Annotated in this window: 23 protein-coding genes; 14 read left to right on the top strand and 9 right to left on the bottom strand. The window is 72.9% G+C overall.

Going from position 1 to position 23183, the window contains the following annotated elements:
• The 3 genes from ACFV0T_RS02670 to ACFV0T_RS02660 all read left to right on the top strand — a co-directional run bounded on the left by ACFV0T_RS02670 (position 1) and on the right by ACFV0T_RS02660 (position 5268).
• Positions 1 to 2424, top strand: a complete 2424-nt coding sequence (locus tag ACFV0T_RS02670; RefSeq protein WP_385773636.1) for a xanthine dehydrogenase family protein molybdopterin-binding subunit — start codon at positions 1 to 3, stop codon at positions 2422 to 2424.
• Between the two features lie 134 nt (positions 2425 to 2558).
• Positions 2559 to 4016, top strand: coding sequence for an NCS2 family permease (locus tag ACFV0T_RS02665; RefSeq protein WP_385773634.1), 1458 nt, complete (start codon positions 2559 to 2561; stop codon positions 4014 to 4016).
• Between the two features lie 100 nt (positions 4017 to 4116).
• The gene (locus ACFV0T_RS02660) at positions 4117 to 5268 is read left to right on the top strand and encodes an XdhC family protein (RefSeq protein ID WP_385773632.1); all 1152 of its coding nucleotides are present in this window, start codon (positions 4117 to 4119) and stop codon (positions 5266 to 5268) included.
• On the opposite strand, the gene ACFV0T_RS02655 is transcribed toward ACFV0T_RS02660, so the two are convergent.
• Genes ACFV0T_RS02655 through ACFV0T_RS02645 form a run of 3 tightly spaced genes read right to left on the bottom strand, consistent with a single transcriptional unit; the run spans position 5220 to position 7648 of the window.
• Positions 5220 to 6590 carry a lanthionine synthetase LanC family protein gene (locus ACFV0T_RS02655; protein ID WP_385773630.1) on the bottom strand — a complete coding sequence of 457 codons (1371 nt, stop codon included), beginning with the start codon at positions 6588 to 6590 and terminating at the stop codon, positions 5220 to 5222. The genes ACFV0T_RS02660 and ACFV0T_RS02655 overlap by 49 nt on opposite strands.
• A 42-nt stretch (positions 6591 to 6632) precedes the next feature.
• Positions 6633 to 7211: a class I SAM-dependent methyltransferase gene (locus ACFV0T_RS02650; RefSeq protein ID WP_385773628.1), complete on the bottom strand. Its 579-nt coding sequence runs from the start codon at positions 7209 to 7211 to the stop codon at positions 6633 to 6635.
• The gene (locus ACFV0T_RS02645) at positions 7208 to 7648 is read right to left on the bottom strand and encodes an SRPBCC family protein (protein WP_385773626.1); all 441 of its coding nucleotides are present in this window, start codon (positions 7646 to 7648) and stop codon (positions 7208 to 7210) included. The genes ACFV0T_RS02650 and ACFV0T_RS02645 overlap by 4 nt, the downstream gene beginning before the upstream one ends.
• Before the next feature lie 202 nt (positions 7649 to 7850).
• Here ACFV0T_RS02645 and ACFV0T_RS02640 point away from each other — a divergent pair, with 202 nt between their 5' ends.
• Positions 7851 to 8861: a DUF2278 family protein gene (locus tag ACFV0T_RS02640; RefSeq protein WP_385773624.1), complete on the top strand. Its 1011-nt coding sequence runs from the start codon at positions 7851 to 7853 to the stop codon at positions 8859 to 8861.
• A gap of 17 nt (positions 8862 to 8878) precedes the next feature.
• Here ACFV0T_RS02640 and ACFV0T_RS02635 read toward each other — a convergent pair whose 3' ends face one another.
• Positions 8879 to 9640: a polysaccharide deacetylase family protein gene (locus ACFV0T_RS02635; RefSeq protein WP_385773982.1), complete on the bottom strand. Its 762-nt coding sequence runs from the start codon at positions 9638 to 9640 to the stop codon at positions 8879 to 8881.
• A 363-nt stretch (positions 9641 to 10003) separates the two neighbouring features.
• Here ACFV0T_RS02635 and ACFV0T_RS02630 point away from each other — a divergent pair, with 363 nt between their 5' ends.
• The 5 genes from ACFV0T_RS02630 (at position 10004) to ACFV0T_RS02610 (ending at position 14864) form a co-directional block, all read left to right on the top strand.
• Positions 10004 to 10708, top strand: coding sequence for an SDR family oxidoreductase (locus tag ACFV0T_RS02630; protein ID WP_385773622.1), 705 nt, complete (start codon positions 10004 to 10006; stop codon positions 10706 to 10708).
• Between the two features lie 228 nt (positions 10709 to 10936).
• Positions 10937 to 12538, top strand: a complete 1602-nt coding sequence (locus tag ACFV0T_RS02625) for a hypothetical protein (protein WP_385773620.1) — start codon at positions 10937 to 10939, stop codon at positions 12536 to 12538.
• Between the two features lie 2 nt (positions 12539 to 12540).
• Positions 12541 to 13494, top strand: coding sequence for a YbhN family protein (locus tag ACFV0T_RS02620; protein ID WP_385773618.1), 954 nt, complete (start codon positions 12541 to 12543; stop codon positions 13492 to 13494).
• A gap of 69 nt (positions 13495 to 13563) precedes the next feature.
• Positions 13564 to 13935, top strand: a complete 372-nt coding sequence (locus ACFV0T_RS02615; protein ID WP_385773616.1) for a BlaI/MecI/CopY family transcriptional regulator — start codon at positions 13564 to 13566, stop codon at positions 13933 to 13935.
• Positions 13932 to 14864, top strand: coding sequence for a M48 family metalloprotease (locus tag ACFV0T_RS02610; protein WP_385773614.1), 933 nt, complete (start codon positions 13932 to 13934; stop codon positions 14862 to 14864). Before ACFV0T_RS02615 ends, ACFV0T_RS02610 begins: the two co-directional genes overlap by 4 nt.
• Before the next feature lie 308 nt (positions 14865 to 15172).
• Here ACFV0T_RS02610 and ACFV0T_RS02605 read toward each other — a convergent pair whose 3' ends face one another.
• The 3 genes from ACFV0T_RS02605 to ACFV0T_RS02595 all read right to left on the bottom strand — a co-directional run bounded on the left by ACFV0T_RS02605 (position 15173) and on the right by ACFV0T_RS02595 (position 17313).
• Complete coding sequence (locus tag ACFV0T_RS02605; RefSeq protein ID WP_385773612.1) at positions 15173 to 16054, bottom strand: hypothetical protein; 882 nt, start codon at positions 16052 to 16054, stop codon at positions 15173 to 15175.
• Positions 16044 to 16607: a DUF6114 domain-containing protein gene (locus ACFV0T_RS02600; RefSeq protein ID WP_385773610.1), complete on the bottom strand. Its 564-nt coding sequence runs from the start codon at positions 16605 to 16607 to the stop codon at positions 16044 to 16046. Before ACFV0T_RS02600 ends, ACFV0T_RS02605 begins: the two co-directional genes overlap by 11 nt.
• 82 nt (positions 16608 to 16689) lie before the next feature.
• Positions 16690 to 17313 carry a DUF6230 family protein gene (locus tag ACFV0T_RS02595; RefSeq protein ID WP_385773608.1) on the bottom strand — a complete coding sequence of 208 codons (624 nt, stop codon included), beginning with the start codon at positions 17311 to 17313 and terminating at the stop codon, positions 16690 to 16692.
• A gap of 363 nt (positions 17314 to 17676) precedes the next feature.
• On the opposite strand from ACFV0T_RS02595, the gene ACFV0T_RS02590 reads away from it, so the two are divergent.
• The 5 genes from ACFV0T_RS02590 (at position 17677) to ACFV0T_RS02570 (ending at position 21721) form a co-directional block, all read left to right on the top strand.
• Entirely contained in the window at positions 17677 to 18537 is an 861-nt protein-coding gene (locus ACFV0T_RS02590; protein WP_385773606.1) for a ketose-bisphosphate aldolase, read from the top strand.
• 2 nt (positions 18538 to 18539) lie between these two features.
• Entirely contained in the window at positions 18540 to 19382 is an 843-nt protein-coding gene (locus ACFV0T_RS02585) for an HAD-IA family hydrolase (RefSeq protein ID WP_385773604.1), read from the top strand.
• Positions 19383 to 19404: 22 nt separating this feature from the next.
• Positions 19405 to 20079: a dihydroxyacetone kinase subunit DhaL gene (dhaL, locus tag ACFV0T_RS02580; protein WP_385773602.1), complete on the top strand. Its 675-nt coding sequence runs from the start codon at positions 19405 to 19407 to the stop codon at positions 20077 to 20079.
• A gap of 31 nt (positions 20080 to 20110) precedes the next feature.
• Positions 20111 to 21106 carry a dihydroxyacetone kinase subunit DhaK gene (gene dhaK / locus ACFV0T_RS02575; RefSeq protein WP_385773600.1) on the top strand — a complete coding sequence of 332 codons (996 nt, stop codon included), beginning with the start codon at positions 20111 to 20113 and terminating at the stop codon, positions 21104 to 21106.
• 156 nt (positions 21107 to 21262) lie between these two features.
• Positions 21263 to 21721, top strand: a complete 459-nt coding sequence (locus ACFV0T_RS02570; protein WP_385773599.1) for an SRPBCC family protein — start codon at positions 21263 to 21265, stop codon at positions 21719 to 21721.
• Positions 21722 to 21810: 89 nt separating this feature from the next.
• Here the strand turns inward: ACFV0T_RS02570 and ACFV0T_RS02565 are convergent, their stop codons facing one another.
• On the bottom strand, positions 21811 to 22563 hold the full coding sequence (locus ACFV0T_RS02565) for an anti-sigma factor domain-containing protein (protein WP_385773597.1): 753 nt from the start codon (positions 22561 to 22563) through the stop codon (positions 21811 to 21813).
• On the bottom strand, positions 22560 to 23144 hold the full coding sequence (locus ACFV0T_RS02560; RefSeq protein WP_385773595.1) for a sigma-70 family RNA polymerase sigma factor: 585 nt from the start codon (positions 23142 to 23144) through the stop codon (positions 22560 to 22562). Before ACFV0T_RS02560 ends, ACFV0T_RS02565 begins: the two co-directional genes overlap by 4 nt.
• Positions 23145 to 23183 lie beyond the last annotated feature (39 nt).

Genomic DNA, 23183 nt, shown 5'->3' with positions numbered 1-23183 from the left:
GTGTCCTCCCCCAAGCGCTCGACTTCGCTCGAACAGGGCACCGCCCCCGTCGGCACCCCCACCAAGATCACCCAGGGCTCCCCGGCCAAGGGCGGCGTCGGCGAGTCCACGCTCCGCCCCGACGGCACCCTCAAGGTCACCGGCGAGTTCGCGTACTCGTCCGACATGTGGCACGAGGACATGCTCTGGGGCCAGATCCTGCGCTCCCCGGTCGCGCACGCCGAGATCGTCTCGATCGACACCGGCGAGGCCCTCGCCCAGCCAGGCGTCTACGCCGTCATGACCTACGACGACCTGCCGACCGACGTGAGGAACTACGGCCTGGAGATCCAGGACACCCCGGTCCTCGCGCACGGCAAGGTACGCCACCACGGCGAGCCGGTCGCGATCGTCGCCGCCGACCACCCGGAGACCGCGCGCCGCGCCGCCGCCAAGATCAAGGTGGAGTACCGCGAACTGCCGGTCGTCACCGACGAGGCGTCCGCGACCGCGCCCGACGCGATCCTGATCCACGAGGACCGCGACGACCACCACATCGGCCACGTCCCGCACCCCAACATCGTGCACCGCCAGCCGATCGTCCGCGGCGACGTCGAAGAGGCCGCCAGGAAGGCCGACTTCGTCGTCAGGGGCGAGTACACCTTCGGCATGCAGGACCAGGCGTTCCTGGGCCCCGAGTCCGGTCTCGCCGTGCCCGCCGAGGACGGTGGCGTCGACCTCTACATCGCCACCCAGTGGCTGCACTCCGACCTGCGCCAGATCGCGCCCGTGCTCGGCCTGCCCGAGGACAAGGTCCGTATGACGCTGTCCGGCGTCGGCGGTGCCTTCGGCGGCCGTGAGGACCTGTCGATGCAGATCCACGCCTGCCTGCTCGCCCTGCGCACCGGCAAGCCCGTCAAGATCGTCTACAACCGTTTCGAGTCCTTCTTCGGGCACGTCCACCGCCACCCCGCGAAGCTCTCCTACGAGCACGGGGCGACCAAGGACGGCAAGCTCACCCATCTCAAGGCCCGGATCGTCCTGGACGGCGGCGCCTACGCGTCGGCCTCCCCGGCGGTCGTCGGCAACGCCTCCTCGCTGGGCGCGGGACCGTACGTCGTCGACGACGTCGACATCGAGGCCATCGCCCTCTACACCAACAACCCGCCGTGCGGCGCCATGCGCGGCTTCGGCGCGGTCCAGGCGTGCTTCGCCTACGAGGCCCAGATGGACAAGCTCGCCGACAAGGTGGGCATGGACCGGGTCGAGTTCCGTCAGCTGAACGCGATGTCGCAGGGCGCGCTCCTGCCGACCGGGCAGCCGGTCGACTCCCCGGCCCCGGTCGCCGAACTCCTGCGCCGCGTCAAGGCGATGCCCCTGCCGCCGGAGCGCCAGTGGGAGAGCAGCGAGGGCGCGGACGTACGCCAGCTGCCCGGCGGCCTGTCCAACACCACGCACGGCGAAGGCGTCGTACGGGGGGTCGGCTACGCGGTCGGCATCAAGAACGTCGGCTTCTCCGAGGGCTTCGACGACTACTCGACGGCGAAGGTCCGGATGGAGGTCGTCGGCGGCGAGCCCGTCGCCACCGTGCACACCGCGATGGCGGAGGTCGGCCAGGGCGGTGTCACCGTGCACGCCCAGATCGCCCGCACCGAGCTGGGCGTCACCCAGGTGACGATCCACCCGGCGGACACCCAGGTGGGCAGCGCCGGTTCGACCTCGGCCTCGCGGCAGACGTACGTCACCGGCGGCGCCGTCAAGAACTCCTGCGAACTGGTCCGGGAGAAGGTCCTGGAGCTGGGCCGTCGCAAGTTCGGCACGTACCACCCCGCCTGGGCCACCGCCGAACTCCTGCTGGAGAGCGGCAAGGTCGTCACCGACGGCGGCGAGGTCCTCGCCAACCTGACGGACGTCCTGGAGGACGAGGCCGTCGAGGTCGAGGCCGAGTGGCGGCACCGCCCGACCGAGGCCTTCGACCTGCGCACCGGCCAGGGCAACGGCCATGTCCAGTACAGCTTCGCCGCGCACCGCGCCGTGGTCGAGGTCGACACCGAACTCGGCCTGGTCAAGGTCGTCGAACTGGCCTGCGCCCAGGACGTCGGCAAGGCGCTCAACCCGCTGTCCGTCATCGGCCAGATCCAGGGCGGTACGACCCAGGGTCTCGGTGTGGCGGTCATGGAAGAGATCATCGTCGACCCGAAGACGGCGAAGGTCAAAAACCCGTCCTTCACGGACTATCTGATCCCCACCATCCTCGACACGCCGACCATCCCGGTCGACGTGCTCGAACTCGCCGACGAGCACGCCCCGTACGGGCTGCGCGGCGTCGGCGAGGCCCCGACCCTGTCGTCCACCCCGGCGGTCCTCGCGGCCATCCGGAACGCGACGGGTCTGGAGCTCGACCGGACGCCGGTACGCCCGGAGCACCTCACCGGAACCGCGTAGCCCTGCACAGGGCCGACGTCCGCAGTACACCCAGTAGTTCGTCTCGGGCCGTCCCCCGGGTCGTGCACCTTCCCAAAACCCGCGCCCGCCACGGCGGTCGCGCGGGTGCCCCTATGAACCTTGGGAGACGGCCCATGACCCAGCAGTCAGTGGAGCCCAGGACCACCGCGGAGGAGGCGGGCGCGGGCAGCCGCGTCCCGGCCGGCCGGTCCTGGCTCGACCGCTACTTTCACATATCCCGGCGGGGATCCACGCTCGCGCGCGAAGTGCGCGGCGGCGTCACCACCTTCATGGCGATGGCGTACATCCTGCTGCTCAACCCCCTCATCCTGTCCGGCAAGGACGCGGCGGGGGACACACTCGGGCAGCAGCCGCTGATCACCGCCACCGCGTTCGCGGCGGCCCTGAGCACGCTGCTGATGGGCTTCCTCGGCAAGGTGCCGCTCGCCCTCGCCGCCGGACTCTCCGTCTCCGGCGTGCTGTCCTCGCAGGTCGCCCCGCAGATGACCTGGCCGCAGGCCATGGGCATGTGCGTGCTGTACGGCGTGGTCATCATGCTCCTGGTCGTCACCGGCCTACGCGAGATGATCATGAACGCGATCCCGTTGGCCCTCAAGCACGCGATCACCATGGGCATCGGCCTGTTCGTCGCCCTGATCGGCTTCTACAAGGCCGGGTTCGTGCAGCAGGGCGAGGCGACCCCGGTCACCCTCGGCCCGACCGGTGAACTCGCCGGCTGGCCGGTCCTGCTCTTCGCCGCGACCCTGCTGGCCATTTTCATGCTCCAGGCCCGCGGGGTACCCGGCGCGATCTTGATCGGCATCGTCGGCGGGACCGTGCTCGCCGTCGTCCTCAACGGACTCGGCGTCATCGACCCGAAGCAGTGGGCGAGCGGTGCACCCGAACTGCACGGCAGCGCGGTGTCGATGCCGGACTTCTCGATCTTCGGGAAGGTCGAGTTCGGCGGCTGGGGCCAGGTCGGCGCGATGACCGTCGGCATGATCGTCTTCACGCTCGTACTGGCCGGCTTCTTCGACGCGATGGCGACGATCATCGGGGTGGGCACCGAGGCCGGGCTCGCCGACGGTCAGGGCCGCATGCCGGGCCTGTCCAAGGCGCTGTTCATCGACGGCGCGGGTGGCGCGATCGGCGGCGTCGCCGGAGCCTCGGGCCAGACCGTGTTCGTGGAGTCGGCGACGGGCGTCGGCGAGGGAGCCCGCACGGGCCTGTCGTCCGTGGTCACCGGACTCTTCTTCGCGGCCTGCCTGTTCTTCACCCCGCTGACGGCGATCGTCCCGGGCGAGGTCGCCGCGGCGGCCCTGGTGGTCATCGGCGCCATGATGATGATGAACGCCCGCCACGTGGACTGGGCCGACCGCGCCACCGCGATCCCGGTCTTCCTCACCGTCGTGGTCATGCCGTTCACGTACTCCATCACCGCGGGCGTCGCGGCCGGAGTCATCAGTTACGTCGCCATCCGGATCGCCCAGGGCAAGGCCCGGGAGATCGGGGCCTTCATGTGGGGCCTGACGGTGATCTTCCTCGTCTACTACGCCCTCCACCCGATCGAGGGGTGGCTCGGCGTTCACTGAGCCGGCCGCCGGAAGTCCGGCCGAGGCCCGGTGCCTCGCCCGCGGGTCCCGGTGACCCGCGCCGAAGCCCTCCCCATCTCACCGCCAAGGAGACCGAGACATGCTGGACATCGCCGAAGAGCTGCACCGGTGGGTCGAGCAGGGCCGTGACTTCGCCGTCGCCACCGTGGTGGCCGTCGGCGGCAGCGCACCCCGCCGGCCCGGCGCCGCGCTCGCGGTGGACGCCGACGGCACGGCGATCGGCTCGGTCTCCGGCGGGTGTGTGGAGGGCGCGGTGTACGACCTGTGCCAACAGGCGCTGAACGACGGCGAAGTGGTACTCGAGCGCTACGGCTACAGCGACGAGGACGCGTTCGCCGTCGGGCTGACCTGCGGCGGTGTCATCGACATCCTCGTCACCCCGGTGCGGGCCGGCGACCCCGTCCGCCCGGTGGTGGCCGCCGCGCTGGCCACCGCCGGCGCGGGGCGGGCGGCGGCGCTGGCCCGGATCGTGCGGGGCCCGGCGCAACTCACCGGCCGCGCCCTGCTCGTCCGCCCCGACGGCTCCTACGACGGCGGCTTCGGCGCCCACCGGGAACTGGACCGCACGGTCGCGGCCGAGGCGGCGGCCCTCCTCGACGCCGGCCGCACCGGCACCCTGGAGATCGGAGAGCAGGGCTCACGCTGCGGAGCACCGCTCACGGTCCTGGTCGAGTCGTCGGTCCCACCGCCCCGGATGATCGTCTTCGGCGCGATCGACTTCGCGTCGGCACTGGTCAGGGTCGGCAAGTTCCTCGGCCACCACGTGACGGTGTGCGACGCCCGCCCGGTGTTCGCGACCCGCACCCGCTTCCCGGAGGCCGACGAGATCGTCGTCGAGTGGCCCCACCGGTACCTGGAGCGCACGGACGTCGACGCCCGTACCGTCCTGTGCGTCCTCACCCACGACGCCAAGTTCGACATACCCCTGCTGCGTCTCGCGCTGCGGCTGCCGGTCGCCTACGTCGGCGCGATGGGCTCCCGCCGCACCCACCTGGACCGCAACCGCCGGCTGCGGGACATCGGGGTGACGGAACGGGAACTGGCGCGCCTGCGCTCTCCCATCGGCCTCGACCTGGGCGCCCGCACGCCCGAGGAGACCGCCCTGTCGATCGCGGCCGAGATCGTCGCCGACCGGCGTGGCGGCAGCGGGATCTCCCTCACCGGCGCGCACACGCCGATCCATCACGACGTGACGTCGGTGCCCGCGGGCCGGATCGGTTCGGTCGCCTGAACCAGGTCTCCGCGCACCGCGGGACCCGTGCCCCGGCCCGCCGTCGGCCGGGTGGTCCGGCGGACCGTCGGCTGGTCCGGCCAGGCGAACGCGTATCCTGCCTCGCCGCCCCGGCTCACCCGCACCCAGCGCAGCAGTTCGCGGGCGATGCCCGCGTTGCCCATCGCCCAGCCGGTCTGCGGTTCGAGGTCGCTCGGTGCGGCCCGGTGCTCGACGTTCGACCAGCGGGCGCCGTCGGCGTCCCGGGTCGCCCGCGCGGCGAGGTCCTCGACCAGGAGCCGGGCGAAGTCCGGGGCGTCGCCCTGCTCGGCCAGCCGGTCGCAGGCCAGCGCCAGCACCCCCGAAGTGCCGCAGCAGCGCCCGTTGTTGTCCCAGAAGCCCGGACGCAGCCGGCGCGGCAGTCCGCAGTGGGTCACGGTGTGCCAGCAGCGGTCGGCGAGCTCCGACCAGACGGGCTCGGCGAGCGCGTCCCTGAGCAGCCGGAAGACCTGGGCGTCCCCGGCCGGTCCGTGGCACCAGCCGTAGCTGTACCGCTCGATCAGGTCGGGGAGGTACTGCGGGTCGGAGTGGGGGGCGAGGAAGCCGGCCGGTCCGGCCTCGTCGCGGGCCACGACGTCCGCGACACCGGCCCGCGCCAGCTCGACCAGGTCCGCCCGGCCGAGGTCCGAGCCGACGCGGGCCAGGGCGTGGGCGATGCCGAGGGTGCCGTGCGAGACGTGATGGAGGCGGGCCGGCGCGCCGCGGCGGAACTCCCAGGTGGCACCCGCCGAAGTCGCCTCGGCCGTACGGACGTAGGGCTCCAGGGCGAGGACGGCGAGGTCGGCGTCGCCCGCCGCCAGCGCGCCGAGGCCGATCCCCGCGTTGCCGCCCATCAGCTCGAACAGCTCACCCCAGCGCGTTCCGTCGAAACGGGACCGCACGCGCTGCAGGGCCCGGTCCGCCGCGGCGCCGGACGCGGGGTCGGCCAGGTCGCGCCCGACGGTCCGCAGCACCAGGGCCATGCCGGTGAGACCGAAGTACAGGGAGTCGTCGGGATGGTCGTCGACGGCGGCGGCGAGAGAGCGCGCCGCGCGCAGGGCGGCGTCGGCGTACCTGTCGTCGCCGAAGTGCCGCCAGGCCTCCAGGAGCGCGGGGACGACTCCGGCCGTCCCGTTGTAGAACATCGGGTCGGTCTCGGCGTCCGAGGGCCTGACCGGCCAGGCGAGGCCGCCGTCCCCGGTGTCCCGCGCGGCCCCGAGCAGCCACCGCAGGGCGTCCGCCGCGAGTGCCTCGGTCTCCTCCACCGTCCCTGTCCCTGTCCCTGTCCCCGTCCCCGCCGTCATGCGCCCACCCTGACATGCGACGGACCACCCGCACCAGGAGTTTCAGCCGCGCAGTACGAAGCAGCGCAGGTCACCCGGCTGCAGGTCGTACCAGTGGCCGCGCTGCCAGCCGTCGACGAGGGCGCCGACGTCGGCCGGGGTCAGTCCGATGCGCCGCCGCTCCTCGGGCAGACGGTCCGTCAGCGGAGTGGTCACCACCCAGGTCCCGCCCGGCGAAAGCAGTCCGCGGACACGCTCCACGGCCCCACGCCGGTCCGCGAGGAACGGCAGCACCAACCGGGTCGTCACCAGGTCGAAGGAGCGCGGTGGCAGCCGGGCCGCGACCTCGGCGGCGTCCTCGAAGTCCAGGCGGCGCGCCTCCAGAAGCGGTTCGAGGCCCTCGTACCGGTCGCGCGTCGCCGCCACCGCCGAGTCCGTCGCGTCGACGGCGAGGGTGCGGAAGCCGAGACCGGCGAGGGCGGCGGCGTAGCCGCCCAGGCCGCAGCCGACGTCCAGGGCCCGGGCGTCCGGGCCCGGCGGGACGGCCCGGGCGAGCAGCCCGATCTCCCGCGCGTCGGGGCGCCGGAAGCCGGACCCCGCCGCGAAGTGCGCCTCCCAGTGGAGCAGGGCCTCCGGCGTCATGGCCGCCGCAGCAGGCGGTTGACTGCCCGCCCGAAGACCGAGCGCGCCGCCGCGTGCAGCAGCGGGTCGAAGAGGGACGGCAGCGGGCGTACCCGCACCTCCTCGCGCCACACCACGCGGGCCCGCCCGCCCGGCCCCGGCCGCACCTCGATCTCGGCCCACCCCAGCACGAGCCGGCCCCGCTTCTCCAGCCGGCACCGGCCCGGCCCGTCACCGTCCGGCGGCTGCCAGCGGGTGACCTCCATCCGGTCGGCGAAGGAGAGTGGGCCGATGCCCGTACGCGCCACGATCAGGGTGCCCTCGTGGGTGGGCGGGGGTGTGACCACGGTGACTCGGGTCAGGGGGACCACGTCGCCATGCCGGGGCCACTCCGTGAGCCGGCGCCACGCCTCGTCGAGGGAGAGCGGTGCCGTGCGTTCGAGCTCGAAGTTGACCACGGGACGATCGTAAGCAAGCGATCAGGGCCACCTGCGTGTTCGTCCCCGAGTCACCCGTTTCGCCCAGTGCGGTGTCGACAAGGAGACGTACACAGGAACAGTGCGGGCGATGCGTCGCGTGGACGGGCCGGGACGGGCCCGGAGGCCTACCATTTTTCCCACGGGCGGGCAATCCGCCTTTCTCCAGGGGGAGTTGGTCGTCATGCCGCTGAAGACCCATGGCGTACTGGTCGCGCGGGCCGTCGACACCCGGCGCGAGGGTGCCGTCGACTCACCGCACTATCAGATCCACCTCACGGACGACGTCGGCACGCACTACCGCGCGTCGGTCAACGTCCTCTCGCAGGAGCGGCCCTCGGAACTGCTCTACCTGGTCGCCGACGACTTCCGGCATCCTGTCACCGACCGCCTGGCCGCTCTGCCGAGCGGCTGGAACACCCTGCCGTCCGGCCCGGGCGGCCCCCACCTCGACTTCGTGCGCGGCAACCTCTTCGATCCGGCGCTGATGCGGACGCTGCCCCCGGACGTCACGGGCCCCGACAACGACCTCGCCGACCTCCTCGACCACCAAGTGCTGCGCGCGGTCGGCGCTCCGGACGCCCGGCTGTACGTGTTCGGCGAGCGCTGGGGACCCGAGACCGCTGTCGAGGACAAGGTGTTCGGCTTCCTGCCGGGCAACGGCGTCCACGACATCCACATGAACCAGGGCAACAGCCGGCGCTTCCGCGGCGACGACGGGGTCTGGCAGGACGGCGGGCTGCTGCTGCACTTCCCGGACCGCTCGCGCTGGACCGGCGTCTTCCTCGCCTTCCAGAGCCAGTCCTGGCACACCGACGACGTCACCGGCCACGCGCTCGACGACGTCGACGGTTCGCGCGGCGAGCCGGGCGGGCAGCCGGTCCGGGTGGTGGCGGCGCTGGTCGACCCGCGCGGGCCCGCCCCGGAGGCGGAGAGCGTGACGCTGCTCAACGCCTCGCCCGACCCGGTCGACCTGACCGGCTGGCGGATCGTCGACCGGATCGGGCAGGGCTCCGCGGTGCCGCCCGGCGCGCTCGCCGCAGGCGCGGTCCTGCGGGTGGATCTGGCCGGCGGCGCCCGGCTGGGCAACCACGGCGGCGAGATCACCCTGCTCGACGCGGCCGGCCTGAAGGTGCACGGCGTCTCGTACACCGCCGAGCAGGCCGGACGGGAGGGCTGGACGGTCGTCTTCTGAGGCGCCCCCGCGCCGCCTCAGGGCCGGTACACCTTCCCGGGTTCCGCCGTGCCCGGCGCCAGCAGCTGCGGCACGGTCACGAAGACGTACCCCCGCTCCTTGAGCGCGTCGATGATCCCGGGTACCGCGGGCACGGTCCCCTGGTAGATGTCGTGCAGCAGGATGATCCCGTCCCGGGAGGCCTGGTCCAGGACGCGCTTCTGTATCAGGGCGGAGTCGGTCGTCGTGTAGTCCTTGGCGGTCACGCTCCACAGGACCTCCGACATGCCGAGTTCGCGGCAGATGTCGTGCACGGTGTCGTCGGTGCGGCCCTGGGGCGGGCGCATCAGCGTCGGCCGGTGGCCGGTGAGGCGCTCTATCTCCTTGTTGGGCCGCTCCAGTTCCGCGCGTATCTCGGCCGGCTTCAGCTCGGTGAGGATCTTGTGGTCCCAGGTGTGGCTGGCCACCTCGTGGCCCTCGTCGGCCATGCGCTGGACGAGCTCCGGGTACTTCTCGATGTGGCGCTTGCCGAGCAGGAAGAAGGTCGCCGGGACCTTCTTCTCCTTCAGGATGTCCAGCAGGCGGGCGGAGTTCTCGCTCGGTCCGGCGTCGAAGGTGAGCGCGATGCACTTGGCCTCGCGGCAGTCGACGGTCCCGTAGCGGGCCTGGGTGGTGGGATGGGCGCGGGCGGCGCTCGGCGCCGTGGTCTCGAGCCGGGTGCACCCGGTCAGAGCCAGCGCCAGGGAAGCGGCCGCCACCGAAATGGTGAGGGCACGCAACCCGGCCCCCGTTTTTTTCATCTTCATGGTCAGAGAAGGCATGCCGTGACTATACATAAGAGGTATACACGGGATTTATAGTGCCTTATCGGGCGCAAAGCGCCCGCATCCGCGTGATCCGTCGCCGTGCTCGGGGCCTGCGCCTGGAGCGGGTGGTCGTAGTGCCGGACGTGCCGACGGGGTGGTTGGGGCGACGCGTAGGGGATTCCAGGTGTCGGTCACGCTCTGACCCTGTCCTAGATTTCGAACATCGTTCGTGAAATCGATCGCGGGCGAGATATGGATGACATGTGACTGTCAACGATAAGGGCGCGAGATGGACAGTGGAAACCGATCGGTTTACGATGCTGGAAACCGATCGTTTTCCACTTCTTGGAGACTTACATGACCACGCTCAAGGACGCTTCTGTCCTCGTCACCGGCGGTAGCCGCGGTATCGGTCGCGCCCTGGTGGAGGAGCTGTACGCCCGCGGCGCCCGCACGGTCTACGCCACCGCCCGCGACCCGCGCACCGTGACCCACCCAGACGCCGTTCCGCTGGCGCTGGAAGTGACGGACCCCGCCTCCGTCGCGGCCGCCGCCGAAGCGGCCCAGGACGTCACCGTGCTGATCAACAACGCGGGCGTCGCGGCCGGCACCCGCTACCTCGACTCGCCGCTCGACGACGTGCGCCGCGAGTTCGAGATCAACTTCTACGGTCCGCTGCTGGTCACCCGCGCCTTCGTGCCGGTCATCGAGCGCAACGGCGGCGGCCATGTCCTCAACGTCCACTCCGTGCTGTCCTGGATCGCCAACAGCAACACCTACGGCGCCACCAAGGCGGCCATGTGGTCGCAGACCAACTCCCTGCGCCTGGAGCTGCGGCCGCGCGGCATCGACGTCACCGGGCTGCACATGGGCTACGTCGACACCGACATGACGGAGGGCATCGACGCGCCCAAGACCAGCCCCCACGACATCGCCGTCGCCGCACTCGACGGCGTCGAGGCGGGAGCGCACGAGGTACTGGCCGACGACCTCACCCGGTGGGTCAAGGCGCAGCTGTCCGGCGACGTGGACGCGATGTACCAGGAGCTCGCCGCGCGGTGACACCGACGCGGACGCGGACGGGGACGGGGACGCCTACGCCGACGCCGTCGTGCAGACCCGGGTGGGCGCGCGGCGGTTGCGGCCGGGTTCACCCTCCAGCTGGCCTGCGTTGCGCCGTTCGGGTCTCCCGAGTGGGCCGGCGCCGTCCCGGTCGGCCACCGTACTGCGGGTAGGGACAACAACCGCTCGCGCCGTCGCCCTACACCGCGCAGGGGCAAGGGGTGAACGATGGCCGGCAGCACGCACGCCACCCGGGACGCGCTGCGGCGACCCGGTCCGCCACCAGGGGCCGCCGTCACGCCGTGGGCCGGTGTCAGGCCGTGGGGAGCGGCCCTCGCACCCCGGCGGGCCGTCGGCACGTGGTGGCGGGCCGCCGTCAGGCCGTGGCGGGGGAGCGGTGTCGCGTGGCTCGGTGCGGTCGCGGCCGCCTTCACCCTCGCCCAACTGGTCCTCGTACGACCGGGCATGGGCCTCGGCTGGGACGAGACGGTGTACGTCAGCCAGGTCAGCGGCCACGCCCCCGCCGCCTTCTTCAGCGCGCCCCGCGCCCGTGGCGTCCCCCTCCTGGTCGCACCGATCGCCGCCTGGTCGGCGTCCACCCCGCTGCTGCGCGTCTTCCTGGCCGTGCTCTCCGGGCTCGCCCTCTTCCTGGCCCTGCGCGTCTGGCGCGGACTGTTCCCGGCCCGCGTACTCGCCCTGGGCGGCGCCCTGTTCGCCTCGCTGTGGGTGACGCTCTTCTACGGCCCGCAGGCCATGCCCAACTACTGGGTCGCGATCGGCGCCCTGATCTGCGTCGGCTGCTTCCTGCGGGCCGGGGCCGCCCCCGGCCCGCACGGCCGGGCGGCCGTGGGAGGCGTGCTCGCGGGCGCGGCCCTGATGGCGTGGATGCGTCCCATGGACGCCGTCTACGTTGTCCTGCCACTGCTCGCGCGCTGCCTGTGGCCGTGGCGGCGCGCGAGCGGCGGGTACCGCCCGGTGTTTCCCGCCGCCCTGCTCGCCGGCCTGGTCGCCGGGGCGGCGGAGTGGGTGGTCGAGGCCTACCTCGGCTACGGCGGCCTCGCCCAGCGCCTGTCCGACGCCTCCCGCCTCCAGGGCGGCCTCGGCGGGCACCTCGCCGTCGGCGACCAGTTGCGCAGCCTGGGCGGGCGCGTGCTGTGCCGCCCCTGCACCGGACCGATGCCCGGCCCGGCGGTGACGGCCTGGTGGTTCGCCCTGCCGCTGCTCGCCGTCCTCGCCGCGGTCGTCGCCCTGCGCGCCCGGCGCCCGGCACCCACCCTGCTGCCCCTGGGCTGCGCCGCGACTGCCGCCGTCCCCTACCTCTTCCTCATCGGCTACGCCGCTCCCCGCTTCCTCCTCCCCGCCTACGCCCTGCTCGCGATCCCCGTCGCCGACGGCCTCGCCCGCCTGGCCGCCGCACCGGGCCGGACCCGGCGGCCGGTCGCCGTCACCCTGTTGACGCTGGGACTGGCGGGCCACCTGGCCGTCCAGTACGCCGTTCTGGAGAGCACCGTGCACCGCACCACCGCCGCCCACCGCGACTGGTCCCGCACCGCGGCCGCGCTCCGCCTCCTCGGCGTACGGCCGCCCTGCCTGGTCACCGGCTACCAGGCGCCCCCGATCGCCTTCTACGCCGGGTGCGCCTCAGCGCCGGCCGTCGGGCACGACGCCCGCACCACCGCGTCCGCGGTCGCCCGCGCCGCCCGCACCACACCGGTCGCCGCCCTCGCCGCGCCCGGCGGGCCTCCACCGGCCTACGCCCGTTCCTGGCCGGCCGGGCACGCGGGCGGCCTGTCGGCGTACCTGGCCCCCTACGCGCAGCGGAGGCGGTGACGATGACCGCGACCGAGCCGGCGCCGGTCCGGGGCCGACGCCGGTACTGGCAGCTGGGCATCACCCTGGCCGTAGCCGTGGCGGCCTGCGCACTGCTCGCCGCCCACCGGGACACCCTGAACACCGGAGCCGACCGGCTCGCCGCCGCCGACCGGGAATGGCTCCTGGCGGCGGGCCTGGCCGCCCTCGCGACCTGGGTGTGCGCGGCCGTCGTCCAGCAGGGCGCGGTCGCCGAACGCCTCCCGCCCGGACGGCTCGTCGCCACGCAGTTCGCGGCGTCCGCGGCCAACCACCTGCTGCCGGCCGGCACCGGCGCGACCGCCGTCAACCTCCGCTTCCTGACCCGGTGCGGGCTGTCCACCACCCGCTCGGCGACCGCGCTCGCGGTGAAGGCGGCGGCCGGCGGGATCGTACGGCTCCTCCTCGGTATCGCTCTGTTGCTCACCTCGCCCGGCACACTGCGCCTCACGGCCCGGGTGCCGCACCTTCTCGTGCTGCTCCCCGTCGCCGGCTGCGTCGTCGCGGCCCTCGCGGCGCTCGCGCTGAACCGACGCCTGCGCGCCTGGGTGCGGCCGGCGGCCGGCAAGGTCCTCGCCGACGTGCGCGAGGTGCACCGGCGCGGGGCGCGGGCGTGCGCGCTGTGGGGTGGCTCGCTCGCGTTCGCGCTGCTGCACGCCACGGTGATCGTCGCGGTCGTCCACGCCCTCGACCTGCCGCTGTCCGAGGGCCGGGTCGTCATGGCGTACCTGGTCGCCAGCGGCGTGGCAGCCCTGCTGCCCACACCCGGCGGACTCGGCTCCCTGGACGCCGCACTCGCGCTCTCCCTCACCGCGGCGGGCGCTCCGAGCGCGGCGGCAGTCTCCGTGGTCTTCGGCTACCGCCTGCTGACCGCCTGGCTGCCGATGGCCCCCGGCCTCCTGGTCCTGGCAGTGCTGGCCCGCCGCTCGGCGGTGTGAGCGGTGCGGGACTACAATCCTGTAGACGATCTACGACACTGTGGACGAATGCGGGGGAGGATCGTTGCGATGACCGACGCGAAGGACGAACGCCGACCGGCAGGTGAGCTGGAGGCCGCCGTCATGGCCGTGCTGTGGGCCGCCGGCCTGCCGCTCACCGCGTCGCAGGTACAGCTCGAACTCGACTCCGGCCTGGCCCGTACGACCGTGACGACGATCCTGACCAGGCTGCACGAGAAGGGCGTCGTGGCGCGGCAGCGACAGGGCCGTGGCTTCGCCTATCGCCCGGCCCAGGATCCCCAGGGGCTGACCGCCCGCCGCATGCACAGCGAGCTCGACCGCGACAACGACCGCGAGAGGGTCCTCGCCCGCTTCGTCGCCCAGCTCGGCCCGGACGACGAGCGGGTCCTGCGCCAGCTCCTGGAAGGGGACGGGACATGACCGCCACCCTGCTGATCGCTCCTCTCCTGCTGCCCTTCGCGGTGCCACCGCTGGCCCGGCGCGCACTGCGGGGCGCGCGCCCCGTCGTCGCGCTGTGGACACTCACCGTCTGCGCGCTGGTGCTCGCGGGCGCCTGCGTCGCCTCGCTCGGGGCCCTGGTCCTGACCGGACTGCTGCGGCTGCCCGCTTTCGCCGCGCTCGGCGAACTGATCCACCCCCTGCGCGCCCCCTCCGACCTCGTCCTCGCCCCCGCCGCCGCACTGGCGATCGGCGCGCTGACGGTCGCGGTGGTGACGCTCGGGCGTTCCGCGCTGCGCCAGTCGAAGGCGCTGCGCCTCGCCCGCCGGCAGGCCGGCCGGCACCCCGCCGCGGGCGACCTCTGTGTCGTCGACTCCCCTCAGCCGGACGCCTACGCCCTGCCCGGCCGCCCGCACCGCATCGTCGTCACCACCGGCATGCTGCGCAGCCTCGGAGCCCGGGAGCGCGAGGTCCTCTTCGCGCACGAGCGCGCCCACAACGCCGGCGGACACCACTACTTCCTGGCCGCCGCCGAACTCGCCGCGCACTGCCATCCCGCGCTGCGCTCGGCCCGCGACGCGATCCGGCTGGCCGCGGAACGTGCCGCCGACGAGGCCGCGGCGACCGCAGTCGGCGACCGGCGCCTGACCGCCCGCGCCATCGCGCGCGCCGCCCTGGCGGGCCACGCCGCCGACTCGCCCCGTCCGTCCTTCGCGCCCGCGGTGTCGACCGGACCCGTCCCCCAGCGGGTCGCCGCCCTCCTCGCCCCGCCCTGCCGCCCCTCCCGCGTCCCGCGCGCCGTCGCCCTGCTCCTGGCCGTCTGCGCGCTGCTGTCCGGTGTCGCCGCGTCGACCGGCGTGGTGGACTTCCACCACGAGGTCGAGGTGGCCCAGGGGGAAGCCGCCCGCTGACCCGCGAGCGTGCCTGGTCGCCGGCCGCGGGGGCCCGGGTGGAGAGGGGCGGCTCGGCGCCGGGCCGGCCGATGTGGTCGGGACGCAGGTGGGCGAACGCCGCCGTCCCGATGCCCTGCGGGGACCGCCCGAGCACGGACGGGCCTCCCGGGGGGCGTGCCGCCGTGCGCAGCGCCCCGGTAGGGATGGCCGGGGTCTTCCGGTAGCACGCGGGCCGAGCCCGGCATCGATCGAGGCGAGCGTGCGTACGGGGCGCGGGGACGGCCGGGGAGCGGCGGTCGGGGTCATCGGTGGACGTATGCGGGTGGTCACCCGGCCCCGGTACGGAACAGCGGACCTGTGAGGGACAGGTCGCCGCCGAACTGCGTGAGCTGGGAGGCGGTGACGCCCGCGAAGGTGACGGTGCGGGTGGGGGCGGCAGCGTCCGACAGCCAGGGAGGTACGGCGTCGGGGGTGATGGTGACGGTGCGGTCCGGCGGGAGCGGGGCACCGTCCAGGGCCGTGACCTCGCCGGACAGCTCGTGGAGGTACACGGTCACCACGCCGTCGCCGCCCCGTCCCTTCAGCGTGGACGTGGTCGCGGGCCTGGTTCGCAGGCGTGCCGCCGCGCTTCCCCGGCCCGCGGTCACGTCGAGGTCGAGGGCTTCCACCGACCGTGCGGTGAACTTCAGCACCCGGGTGGCGCCGGCTCCGGTGCGTACGGTGACCACGCCGTGGAAGGTGAGGGCGCGCAGGACGAGCCGGTCGGCGCGCAGTGTCCACGAGGCGCTCGCGAGGCGCGTCGGCGGAGGGGCGGGTGGAGCGCTCGCGGCGGTCGGTGCGGCGCTCGCCGACGCCTGCGTGACATGTGTGGGCGCGGCCCGGGGGCCGACGACGGTGGGCGGGGCAACGGCCGGTCGGGAGGTGGTGCCCGTGGGGACCGGCGTGCCGCCCGGTGGCGTCGGCGCCGTGTCCGTAGGTGTCGTCGGTGCGCTCGCCGGTGCCACAGGGCTGCCGGGACCGGGGAGCGGGGACGACGGCCGGGGTGCGGGGAGGTGCAGGACCAGGGGTACGGCGGCCACGGCCAGCGCGCAGGCGATGGGCTGCGGTACCCGGCGGAGCACGAAACCGGGCGAGGGAACGCGGCCCAGGGGGTGAGGTCCGGGCTCGGACGGGGCCGTGGTCTGTTCGCTGCCGTTGTCAGTGGCCACCTGTCTCGTCTCCCGTGCCGGCGTTGTCGTCCGCCGCCGGAACGGCCGTGAACACGTGGTTCTCCGTTGCTGTTGCCGCTGTTGCCGCCCCCGCGGTCGGCTGCTCGGCGGTAGCGGTAGCGGTAGCCGTAGCGGTGGCGGCAGCGGCGGCCGGCGGCATCCAGGCGCAGGCCAGGGAGCCGCCGATCAGGCCGGAGATCAGCCCGAGGAGGAGGCCGCCGAAGTTCGCGACGGGCAAGGAGACGACGGCGAGCAGCAGGGTGACGATCCCCGCGAACACGCGATGGTGGGGGTGGTACCAGAGGGTGATCCCCAGGGTCATGAGCAGAGCTCCGATGATCAGGGAGCCGGCTCCGGACGTGGTGGACAGGGCCAGCGGGACGCCGCCCAGGTCCAGGTTCGCGTAGGGCCAGTACAGGATGGGCAGCGCCGCCGTGAAGGTGAAGAATCCGGCCCAGAAAGGGCGTTCACCACGCCAGGTCCTGAACCTGTCGCGGGCGCGCGCCACGGTGACGTGCGGCAGCGGCCGTCCGGCGAAGAATCTGGTGCTCATGTGTCGTCCTGATCGGCGGTCCGTCGTGCGCGTGGTCGTGCGAGGTGGGCGGCGGCCTGAACGCACGGTCCGCCCGCTGGAGTCAGGAGCACGAGTGCCGGCCCCGCTCGATCCGCAGGCGCAGGTTGGGAATGTTGAAGGTGGCGGCGGAGACCGCGACCGTGGTCACGCTCACGTCGTTCAGGGTGACCGACGTGGCCTGCTGCCCGAGGCCGCTGGGGTCGAAGAAGCGCGAGTCCCGGTCGCCCGGATCGATCGGTCCCTTGGTGATCGCCCCCTGCGCGATGCCGATGTCGACGTTCCGGAAATCCGCCTGCCCGGCCGCCACCAGGGTCGCGTCGATGAACAAGTTCGTGGCCTCGGCCGGACGTTCGTCGCCGCCGGTGAGCGTCACCGTGTACGTGCCCAGCACCGGCAGGTCGAGCGTGGCGGACTCGCACAGGCCGGAGACCGTCGCCTGCCGGGCCCCGGTGACCAGGACGGGCACGAGTTCGTGCTTCTTGGTCACGTCGACCATGGTGTAGATACTGAGTCCGCGAGCGGTCAGCGTGTCAGCGGTGACCTGGAATCGATAGCCGGAGATGAGGAACGACGCGGCCAGCGCCCCCTGTGCCATCGCGATGCCGAGGACCGCGCAGGCCGTGACGCCGGGTACCAGGACTGCCGCGAAACGCCGCCACCGGGTTCTGCCGACGCGGTGCGACATCCCGTCTCCTTCACTCGTGAGGTGGGTCCGGCGATGTCCGGGCACTACGAACTTCGCAATACGGATTTAAGTCCCCCTGTCCGGTGTCGGATCCTAGGCTTCTGGGCGCGGCAACCCCCTGCACGTCAGGCCCGCCGTACGGGTGACGCAACTTGTGCTGGGCCCTTCGGGTGACCAGCGACCCCCGGCCTTTCGAGTGCGTGCCGGACGGGACCACAGGAAGCCGGCCGGGCGGTCCTCGACCGAGTCCGAGGCATGGTGACGGGGGCGGCGGGCGGATCGCGGTCCGCCCGGGACAAAAGTGGCGGCGGGTGAGGCGCTGGCGTGGAATGGAAGGGCCGGGGGCGAAGACGTGGAGGCGTCGTGGGTGTGACACCGCTGACCGAGATCCTCGCCAAGCCGTTCGACGAGCGCTACGCCGTACCGGCCATCAACGTCTTCAACGACCTCACCCTGGAGGCCGTGCTGGCGGCAGCGGTGGAGAACAGGTCGCCGGTGATCGTGCAGACCTCCGTGAAGACGGTCAGGTCCATCGGCAGCGACGTGCTCTACGCCATGTGGACGTCGATGACCGCCGGCATCGAGGTGCCTGTCACCCTGCACCTGGATCACTGTCCGGAACGCGAGGTCATCACCGAGTGCCTGCGCCGGGGATGGAACTCCGTCCTCTTCGACGCCTCCAAGCTGCCGGTCGAGGAGAACATGCGGCAGACCGTCGAGGTCGTCGCGGAAGCCCGTGCGTTCGGCGCCGCGGTCGAGGGCGAGATCGAGTCGATCACCGGTGTGGAGGACGGCGTCGGCAGTGACACCGCCGCCGAGCAGCAGGATCTCGCGGTCGCGCTGGAGTTCCTGCGGACCACGCGGGTCGACGTCTTCGCTCCGGCGATCGGGAACGCGCACGGGTCGTACAAGCAGGCGCCGGTGCTCGACGCCCAGCGCGTGTCCGACCTCGTGGCCGCCTATCCGGTGCCGATCGCGCTGCACGGCGGCAGCGGACTGTCCGACGAACAGTTCCGCGACCTGATCTCCCGGGGGTGCGCGAAGGTCAACATCTCGACGGCGCTCAAGGAGACGTACATGAAGTCGAACCTGGCCTTCCTGCGGACGGCTCAGGAGCGGCAGAAGTGGGATCCGCCCTCGCTGTTCCGGGCCGTCCGGCAGGACGTCGTCGAGCTGGCCGGTTCGCTGATGCGTCTCTTCGGCAGCGCCGGGCGGGCGGCCTAGCCGTGCCGGCCCTCGTCTTCGACTGCGACGGCGTCCTCGCAGACACCGAACGCGACGGGCATCTGCCCGCCTTCAACCAGACGTTCGAGGAGTTCGGTCTGCCGGTGCGGTGGAGCGACGCGGAGTACGCGCAGAAGGTGAAGGTCGGCGGCGGCAAGGAGCGGATGCGGACGCTGCTGACCCCCGACTTCGTCGCCACCGCCGGTCTGCCCTCCGACCCGGCCGCACTCGACGAGCAGGTCGCCGCCTGGCACCGGCGCAAGACCGAGATCTACACCGGGATCATCAGCAGCGGACGTATTCCGCCCCGGCCCGGCGTGCGGCGGATCGCCGAGGCGGCATACGAGGCCGGGTGGCCGCTCGCGGTCGCGTCCACCTCGGCGGAGGCGTCCGTGCGCAGCGTGCTCGAACTCGCCATGGGCCCGGAACTGGCCGCCCGCTTCGCTGTCTTCGCCGGGGACGTGGTCCAGCGGAAGAAGCCCGCCCCGGACATCTACGCCTTCGCCGTGCGGCGGCTCGGTCTGGACCCCGCGGACGTCGTCGCGATCGAGGACAGCCGCAACGGGATGCTGGCCGCGCTCGGCGCCGGGCTCGCCTGCGCCGTCACGACCAGCGCCTACACCGGTGAGGAGGACTTCACAGGAGCCTCCCTGGTGGTCACCTCGCTCGGCGATCCGCCGCCGCGGGAGACCGTCGCCCGGGTACTGAGCGATCCGCGCGCAGTGCACCCGGGGCCGTATGTGGAGCTCGGGGACCTGACCGGTCTGCTCACCGCCGACGCCGATCCCGGTGTCCGCGGCGACACCGCTGCCGACTCCACCCCATCCGACCCCCGACCGCACTGACTTCGCGGCAGTCAGGAGAGACATGTCAGCGCCATCGTCATCGCCGTCGTCGGCGTCGCCCGGCGGCGACCTCACCTTCGTCGTACGGACGATCGCCCGCACCGCGGTGGACAACGAGCGGGACTTCGGCGACCTCGACTCCGTCGCGGGGGACGGGGACTTCGGGTACTCGCTCGCCCGCGGTTTCGAGATCGTGCTCGCCGACTGGGACGACCTCGTTTCTGACGCACCGGCCGAGTTCCTGAAGAAGGTCGCTCTGGTGATCTCCAAGCGGGTGGGCGGTACGTCGGGGCCGCTGTGGGGCACCGCCTTCCTGCGGGCCGCAGGCGCCGTGAAGGACCGGCCGGAGCTGAACGCGGCGGACGCGGTGGCCATGCTGCGGGCCGCCGCGGAGGGGATCAGGACGCGGGGCCGGTCGGACCTCGGCGACAAGACACTGCTGGACGCGCTGATCCCGATGACCGACGCACTGGAGCGGCGGCTGGCCGCGGGCGAACCGGCGCCCGGCGCCGCGGAACTGGCCGCCCTGGCCGCCTCGACCGCCCGTGCCGCGGCCGACGCGACGACATCCATGCAGGCCAGACGCGGCCGCCAGAGCTACACCGGGGAGCGCAGCATCGGCTCACCGGACCCGGGCGCGGTGGCGATCGCGGTCATGGCGGAGCGCGTCGCCGCCGAGTGGGACGCACGCGACTGACGCGACCGGCTGGACCAGGAGGAGTTACGGCATGAAGAAGTTCGTCAACGACCCGAAGGACTACGTCGCCGAGATGCTGGAGGGACTGGCCCTGGCCAACCCCGACACGCTGACGTACGTCCCCGAGTACAACCTGATCATGCGTTCCGACGTCCCGCAGCGGAACAAGGTCTCGATCGTGCAGGGCTCCGGATCCGGTCACGAGCCCGCGCATGTGATGACCGTGGGGAAGGGCATGCTCGACGCCGCCTGTCCCGGCGACGTGTTCGCCGCGCCGCCCGCCGACTTCGTCTACGAGACGGTCAAGCTGGTCGCCTCCCCGATGGGCGTGCTGCTGCTGGTCAACAACTACACCGGGGACCGGATGGCGTTCGAGATGGCCGAGGAGCTGTCCCAGGCCGACGGGGTGAACGTCCGTACGCTCTTCATCGACGACGACGTGGCCGTACAGGACTCGACGTACACCGTCGGCCGACGCGGGGTGGCCGGCAACTTCTTCGTGATGAAGGCCGTCGGCGCGGCCGCCGAGCGGGGCGCGGACCTCGACGAGGTGTACCGGATCGGCGAGAAGGTCAACTCCGTCACCCGCACCATGGGCATGGCGCTCACCGCCTGCACGCCGCCGGCGAAGGGTTCGCCGCTGTTCGACCTGCCCGAGGACTCCGTCGAGATGGGCGTGGGCATCCACGGTGAGCCGGGCCGTGAGCGCGAGAAGCTCCGGTCTGCGGACGCGATGGTGCGCGAGCTCGTCGACGCGGTCGTGGACGACCTGCCGTTCGCCTCCGGTGACCGCGTCGCGCTGATGGTCAACGGCCTCGGCGGCACCCCGATCGGCGAGCTGTACCTGGTGTACGGACTGGCCCACAAGCAGCTGGCCGAGCGCGGCATCGAGGTCGGGCGCAGCTATGTGGGTGAGTACTGCACCTCGCTCGACATGGCCGGCGCCTCGGTGACCCTGGTCCGGTTGGACGAGGAGATCTTCGAGCTGCTGACCGACCCGGCCGAGATCCCGATCCGGGTGTTCTGAACCGACCCCGGCCGGGCCGTCGAGCCGAGGTCCGGTGCGCTCGCGTGTGGTCGTGCCGTTCGTCTCGCGGGATGCCAGGTGGTCCCGTAGGGTCGCGGTGTCGCACGACAGGCCGAAGTCGCGGGCGCGTTGCGACTCGACCGATCAGGAGTGCCCATGTCAGGACAGTTCGAAGCAGTGGTCGAGGTCGATCGGCCGGTCGAAGAGGTGTTCGCCTACCTCGCCGACGGGCGCAACGATCCGCAGTTCAGCCCTCGGGTGCTCAGGATCGAGCGGGTCCCGGACGCCCCGACCGCCGTCGGCACGGTCTTCCGGAGCACGGTCAAGGACGCCGGGATGAAGAGTGCCCGGGAGTTCCGCATCACCGAATTCGAGGCCCCGGCGAAGCTGCGGTGGGCCGAGGTGTCGAAGAACAGCGTGATGGCGCGCGAGGGCGGCTACGACCTGGAGCCGCTGGCCGACGGCAGGACCCGGGTCCGTATCTTCAACGTCCTGGAAGGCCACGGGCTGGGCAAGCTGCTCGTCGGCCTGGGGCTCGCCGCCGCCCGCAAGGACGCCCCAGCCTTCGGCGTGCGCATCAAGACGGCGGCCGAGGCCGCGATCGCTCCCCGCTGACGCGACCCGGACGGCCGGACGGTCGCACGTCCGGGCCGATCCCGTCGGCCTTGACCGCGCATCGGCGGACATCGCGGAGGCGGAACCCCTCAGACGGGGAACTTCATCAGGGCCAGCGGTGCGGAGGTGGGCCGGCCCGAGCCGCCCACGGGCTCGACGGTGACGCCCATGCCCGAGGCCCCGTCGACGGTGCCCCGCATCAGGACCGCCTGGTCAGCGCGGCCGGGGTCCATCAGGCCGGCGGAGCGCATCGTGCCGCCGTCGTCGAACCACAGCTGGTAGACCTTGCCGGCGGGCGGACGCGCCATCCCGGAGACGACGAACACCGCCTTGTCCCGCTCGCGCGAGACGACCACCGTGCCGGTGGCGCCGTCGGCCAGCTTCGCGGCCCGGGTCGCGGCGTCCGGCGCGCTCAGGACGGCGGCGATCTGCTCCGCTCCCTGTTCGGCCCGGTGAGCGCGGCTCAGCGCGTCCTCCGCCTGCCGGTGCTGCCACACGGTGGTGCCGCCGAGCACGGTCGCTGCCGCGAGGCAGGCGGCCGGCGCCCAGCGCGACAGCAGGCGGGTGCGCCGGCCAACGCGGGCGGCGAGCGGCCGCGGGGCGGCGCCGGGTGCCTCCTGCCGGACGGTCGTGATCCGGCGCAGCACCTGCTCCCGCAACTCCCGGCGCGGCGGCACCGACACGGCGAGGCCCAGGCGGGCGGCGGTGGCGGCGAGTTCGGCGGTTTCCTGCGCGCACGGCTCACAGCCCGCGAGGTGCTTCTCGAACGCCTCTCGCTCGTCGCCGGACAGGGCGTGCAGGACGTAGGCCCCGGTCATCCGGTGCAGGTCGGCGGTGATCACGCGGTCACCCCCAGGCAGTCGCGCAGCCTGATGAGACCGTCCCGCAGCCGGGTCTTGACCGTGCCCAACGGCAGCGCCAACGCCTCCGCCACCTGGCGGTAGGTCAGCCCGCGGTAGTAGGCGAGGGTGACGGCCTGGCGCTGGATCTCGGTCAGCGTCCGCAGACAGCGCCGCACCTGCTCCCGCTCCAGCCGCGCCTCCACCTGCTCGGTCACCTCGTCGTACTCGGGTGTCCGTTCCAGCAATGCGGCTTTGTGGTCCCGGGCGGCCGCGGCCTCCGCCGAGCGCACCCGATCCACCGCCCGGCGGTGCGCCAGGGTGAGGATCCAGTTGATGGCCGTCCCGCGGTCGGAGCGGTAGCGGGGAGCGGTGCGCCACACCTCCACCAGGACCTCCTGGGCCACCTCCTCCGACTGCGCCTGATCGCGCAGGACCGCCCGCACGACACCCAGCACCGGCCCGACGACCGTGTCGTAGACCGAGGCGAACGCCGGCTCGTCACCGAGGGCCACCCGGCCCACCAGCTCCTGCAGGTCCGGAGCCTTCGACGGATTGCTGCCGATATACACGGCTTCCTTCACTGCGCGCCCTCCACGGCCGGGACATCTCCGGACGTAATC

The sequence above is a fragment of the Streptomyces sp. NPDC059582 genome, assembly GCF_042735715.1.
Lineage (GTDB): Bacteria > Actinomycetota > Actinomycetes > Streptomycetales > Streptomycetaceae > Streptomyces.
Note: the sequence above shows the minus strand (reverse complement) of the source record. Positions and strands in the feature narration are given on the sequence as shown.

Bases quoted from the DNA above. Each gene is read 5' to 3' on its own strand.
- ACFV0T_RS02665 (WP_385773634.1), top strand. From the start codon at position 2,559: ATGACCCAGCAGTCAGTGGAGCCCAGGACCACCGCGGAGGAGGCGGGC.
- ACFV0T_RS02660 (WP_385773632.1), top strand. From the start codon at position 4,117: ATGCTGGACATCGCCGAAGAGCTGCACCGGTGGGTCGAGCAGGGCCGT.
- ACFV0T_RS02655 (WP_385773630.1), bottom strand. From the start codon at position 6,590: ATGACGGCGGGGACGGGGACAGGGACAGGGACAGGGACGGTGGAGGAG.
- ACFV0T_RS02650 (WP_385773628.1), bottom strand. From the start codon at position 7,211: ATGACGCCGGAGGCCCTGCTCCACTGGGAGGCGCACTTCGCGGCGGGG.
- ACFV0T_RS02640 (WP_385773624.1), top strand. From the start codon at position 7,851: ATGCCGCTGAAGACCCATGGCGTACTGGTCGCGCGGGCCGTCGACACC.
- ACFV0T_RS02635 (WP_385773982.1), bottom strand. From the start codon at position 9,640: ATGAAAAAAACGGGGGCCGGGTTGCGTGCCCTCACCATTTCGGTGGCG.
- ACFV0T_RS02630 (WP_385773622.1), top strand. From the start codon at position 10,004: ATGACCACGCTCAAGGACGCTTCTGTCCTCGTCACCGGCGGTAGCCGC.
- ACFV0T_RS02625 (WP_385773620.1), top strand. From the start codon at position 10,937: ATGGCCGGCAGCACGCACGCCACCCGGGACGCGCTGCGGCGACCCGGT.
- ACFV0T_RS02620 (WP_385773618.1), top strand. From the start codon at position 12,541: ATGACCGCGACCGAGCCGGCGCCGGTCCGGGGCCGACGCCGGTACTGG.
- ACFV0T_RS02615 (WP_385773616.1), top strand. From the start codon at position 13,564: ATGACCGACGCGAAGGACGAACGCCGACCGGCAGGTGAGCTGGAGGCC.
- ACFV0T_RS02610 (WP_385773614.1), top strand. From the start codon at position 13,932: ATGACCGCCACCCTGCTGATCGCTCCTCTCCTGCTGCCCTTCGCGGTG.
- ACFV0T_RS02600 (WP_385773610.1), bottom strand. From the start codon at position 16,607: ATGAGCACCAGATTCTTCGCCGGACGGCCGCTGCCGCACGTCACCGTG.
- ACFV0T_RS02595 (WP_385773608.1), bottom strand. From the start codon at position 17,313: ATGTCGCACCGCGTCGGCAGAACCCGGTGGCGGCGTTTCGCGGCAGTC.
- dhaL (WP_385773602.1), top strand. From the start codon at position 19,405: ATGTCAGCGCCATCGTCATCGCCGTCGTCGGCGTCGCCCGGCGGCGAC.
- dhaK (WP_385773600.1), top strand. From the start codon at position 20,111: ATGAAGAAGTTCGTCAACGACCCGAAGGACTACGTCGCCGAGATGCTG.
- ACFV0T_RS02570 (WP_385773599.1), top strand. From the start codon at position 21,263: ATGTCAGGACAGTTCGAAGCAGTGGTCGAGGTCGATCGGCCGGTCGAA.